This window comes from Kineococcus indalonis (assembly GCF_009906395.1).
Classification (GTDB): Bacteria; Actinomycetota; Actinomycetes; order Actinomycetales; family Kineococcaceae; genus Kineococcus; species Kineococcus indalonis.
In genome coordinates this window covers 2,859-6,299 of record NZ_JAAALM010000213.1, presented here as the reverse complement: position 1 = coordinate 6,299, position 3,441 = coordinate 2,859, and the positions used below count along the sequence as shown (strand labels likewise).

At 79.5% G+C, this 3,441-nt stretch carries 4 protein-coding genes; 2 read left to right on the top strand and 2 right to left on the bottom strand.

What is annotated here, in order from left to right; translation table 11 throughout:
• Positions 1-100 precede the first annotated feature (100 nt).
• A complete protein-coding gene (locus GTR00_RS11630; RefSeq protein WP_166611784.1) occupies positions 101-1,057 on the top strand; it encodes a GlxA family transcriptional regulator in 957 nt (318 codons plus the stop codon).
• A 20-nt stretch (positions 1,058-1,077) separates the two neighbouring features.
• Here the strand turns inward: GTR00_RS11630 and GTR00_RS11625 are convergent, their stop codons facing one another.
• Positions 1,078-1,878 carry a hypothetical protein gene (locus GTR00_RS11625; protein ID WP_166611783.1) on the bottom strand — a complete coding sequence of 267 codons (801 nt, stop codon included), beginning with the start codon at positions 1,876-1,878 and terminating at the stop codon, positions 1,078-1,080.
• A gap of 70 nt (positions 1,879-1,948) precedes the next feature.
• Here GTR00_RS11625 and GTR00_RS11620 point away from each other — a divergent pair, with 70 nt between their 5' ends.
• Complete coding sequence (locus GTR00_RS11620) at positions 1,949-2,797, top strand: ABC transporter ATP-binding protein (RefSeq protein ID WP_166611782.1); 849 nt, start codon at positions 1,949-1,951, stop codon at positions 2,795-2,797.
• A gap of 40 nt (positions 2,798-2,837) precedes the next feature.
• On the opposite strand, the gene GTR00_RS11615 is transcribed toward GTR00_RS11620, so the two are convergent.
• On the bottom strand, positions 2,838-3,441 hold a 604-nt coding region (locus tag GTR00_RS11615; RefSeq protein ID WP_166611786.1), incomplete at its 5' end, for a pyridoxine/pyridoxamine 5'-phosphate oxidase.

The window sequence follows — 3,441 nt, the reverse complement described above, 5'->3', positions numbered from 1 at the left end:
GTGCTCACGCGTCCAGCGTGGCGGGCGGCGGTGCGCCACGACAGTGGCCCGCAGGACACCTCCCGTCGACATCCGGCCACCACCGCCCTAGCGTCGGGGCGTGCACCGCGTCGCCGTCCTGGCCCTGGCCCCCGTCGTCGGCTTCGACCTGACCATCCCGCCGCAGGTGTTCGGCGCGGCCCGCGACGACGCCGGCGCACCCCTGTACGAGGTCCTCGTGTGCTCCCCGGACGGGGCGCCGGTGCCCACCAGCAGCGGCTACGCCGTGCTGCCGCAGGCCGACGGGTCCGCGCTCGCCGAGGCCGACACCGTCGTCGTGCCCGGCACCCGCACCCCCGGGGCGCGGTGCACCGGGGCGCTGGCCCCCCGCGAGGCCGCGGCGCTGGCCCTGGTGCGCCCCGGCGCGCGCGTGGTCTCCATCTGCACCGGCGCCTTCGTCCTGGCCGCCGCCGGGCTGCTCGACGGGCGCCCGGCCACCACCCACTGGGACCACGCCGCCGCGTTCCGGCGCCTGTACCCGGCCGTGCACCTGGACGAGGACCGGCTGTTCGTCGACGACGGCGACGTGCTGACCTCCGCGGGCCTGGCCGCCGGCCTCGACCTGTGCCTGCACGTGGTGCGCCGCGACCACGGCAGCGCCGCCGCCAACCGGGTCGCGCGCCAGTGCGTCGTGGCGCCCGTGCGCCCGGGCGGGCAGTCGCAGTTCATCGAGCGGCACGTGCCCGCCGGCGGCGGCGCCGGCACCGGCCCCACCCGCGCGTGGGCCCTGGAGCACCTCGCCGAGCCGCTGACCCTGGCCGACCTGGCCGCGCACGCGACGCTGAGCGTGCGCACCTTCACCCGCCGCTTCCGCGCCGAGACCGGCACCTCGCCGGCGCACTGGCTGGTGCAGCAGCGCGTCGAACGCGCCCGCCACCTGCTGGAGACCACCGCGCTGGGCGTGGAGGAGGTCGCCGCCGCCTGCGGGCTGGGCAGCGCCGCGGCCCTGCGCCACCACCTCGCCGGCGTCGTCGGGCTGGCGCCCAGCGCCTACCGGCGCGCCTTCCGGCAGCGCTGAGGGCCCGCGCCCCGGCCGCCTCAGGGCCGTGCGGGCTCGGCGTGCGCGTTGACCGCGGCCACCACCGCGCGGCGGGCCACCGCCGCCACCTCGCGCAGCGCCTGCGCCCGCGAGGCCGCCTCGAAGCTCGTCACCGCCGCCCCGTCGTCCTCCCCGGCCAGCTCCACGATCGCCAGGACCCGCGCCGCCGTCTGCAGCACGCGCGCCGCCCGCGGGGCCGTTCCCGGCGGCAGCGCGTCGCGCGCCAGGCCGCCGTCGCGCACCGCGGCGATGCGGTCGGCGGCGTCCTCGCGCCAGCGCGCCACGTCCAGCGCGGCCAGGGCCTGCGTGGCGGTGGCCAGCGCCAGGCGCAGCTCACGCTCGGAGTCGGCCACGCTGGAGCTCTCCGGCGCCCGCCGCGGCGCCGCGCCCAGCACCGACCACGTCACCACCGCGCCCGGCTCCCACACCGAGCCGAACTCCCTGACCTCCGGCACCAGCGCCCAGCGCCCTGCCACGCCCGGCGGCTCGGCCACCACGCACTCGCCGGCCTCCAGCGCGGCGACGTTCACCGCCGCCGGGCCCGGCAGGCCGCGCGGGTCGCCGGGCACCGGCAGCGCCAGCAGCAGCGGGCCGCACCCGGCCGCGGACAGCACCGCCAGCAGGGCGCGCACGTCGCACGGGTCGGGGCCGGGCGCGGCGGGCGCGTCCTCGGCCCAGCGCACGGCGTGCGGTTCGTCGTCGCGCACCACCGCGGCGACCGCGGCCTCCAGGCCCGCGGCACCGGTGATCACACCGGTGCCCCAGGCCGCCAGCCGCGCGGAACGGGGCAGGTCCAGCACGCGCCGCAGCCTACGACGGCGCCGCGCACCCCCACGGGCACCGGTCCCGCGCGCTGGTTAGGGTTCCCCCGTGCCTGCCACCCCGGACGCCGCGCGGACCGCCACCGCCCAGGACGCCGCCGCCCAGGACGGCGCCGAGGACGAGGTCCTCGGCCTCGACGCCGTGACCGTCCGGCGCGGCACGACCGTCCTGCTGGACGCCGTGGACCTGCGCGTGCACGAGGGCGAGCGCTGGGTGGTGCTGGGCCCCAACGGCGCCGGCAAGTCCACGCTGCTCTCCGTGGCCGCCGCCCGGCTGTTCCCCACCTCCGGCGCCGTGCGCGTGCTCGGCGAGCGCCTCGGCCGCGTCGACGTCTTCGAGCTGCGCCCGCGCATCGGGCTGGCCAGCACCGCCCTGGCGCGCGCCGTGCCGGGCCAGGAGGAGGTCCGCGACGTCGTGCTCACCGCCGCCTACGGCGTCACCGGCCGCTGGCAGGAGGCCTACGACCCCGACGACGAGGACCGCGCGCTGCAGCTGCTGGACCTGCTCGGCGTGGCCCACCTCGCCCAGCGCCCCTTCGCCACCCTCAGCGACGGCGAGCGCAAGCGCACCCAGATCGCGCGCGCCCTGATGACCGACCCCGAGCTGCTGCTGCTGGACGAGCCCGCCGGAGGGCTGGACCTCGGCGGGCGCGAGGACCTGCTGCGGCGCCTGACGGCGCTGGCCGCCGACCCCGCCGCCCCCACGACCGTGATGGTCACCCACCACGTCGAGGAGATCCCCGTGGGCACCACGCACGCGCTGCTGCTGCGCGGCGGGCGCGCGGTGGCCTCCGGGCCGGTGGAGCGGGTCCTGACCGCCGAGCTGCTCTCGCGCACCTTCGGGCTGGCGCTGTCGGTGCGGCGCCGCGGCGGGCGGCTCACGGCGCTGGCCATCTGAGACCGCGCCCGGGGCGCCGGGCGCGGCGCCCCGGGCGCTCTCAGGGGCGCAGCAGCTGGCGGTCGTACCCGCCGTGCTCGGCGCGCGAGTAGCGCAGCCGCAGGTGCTGGCCGTCGGGGGCGGACTGCCAGAACTCCACGCGCGAGGCGTCCACGCCCCACAGCCGCCAGGTCGAGGCCACCACCGCCGGCTCCAGCTCCACGAGGTCGGCGACGTCGGCGAACTCGTCGGACATCTGCGCCTCGTCCAGCGGCCGGCTCTGCCGCTCCAGCAGCGACTCCGCGCGCCCGTGCGCGGGGCGCTCCAGGAAGTCGTGCGCGGCGCGCTGCTCGTCGGCGACCCGCACCCGCCCGCGCACCCGCACCTGCCGGCCCTGCTGCGGCCAGTAGAAGACCAGCGCCGCCACCGGCACCGACGCCAGCTGCCGGCCCTTGGGGCTGCCGGCGCCGGAGGCGATCCACAGCGCGTGCTCGGCGACGTCCTTGAGGACCATCACCCGCGCGTCCGGGCGCCCGGCGGCGTCGACCGTGGCCAGCGTCAGCGCGTGCGGCTCGGGCACCCCGCCGGCCGCCGCCTCGCGCAGCCACGCCACGAGCAGCTCCAGCGGGTCCTGCGGCGCCTCGGCCGGGTCGAAGGCCGGCGGG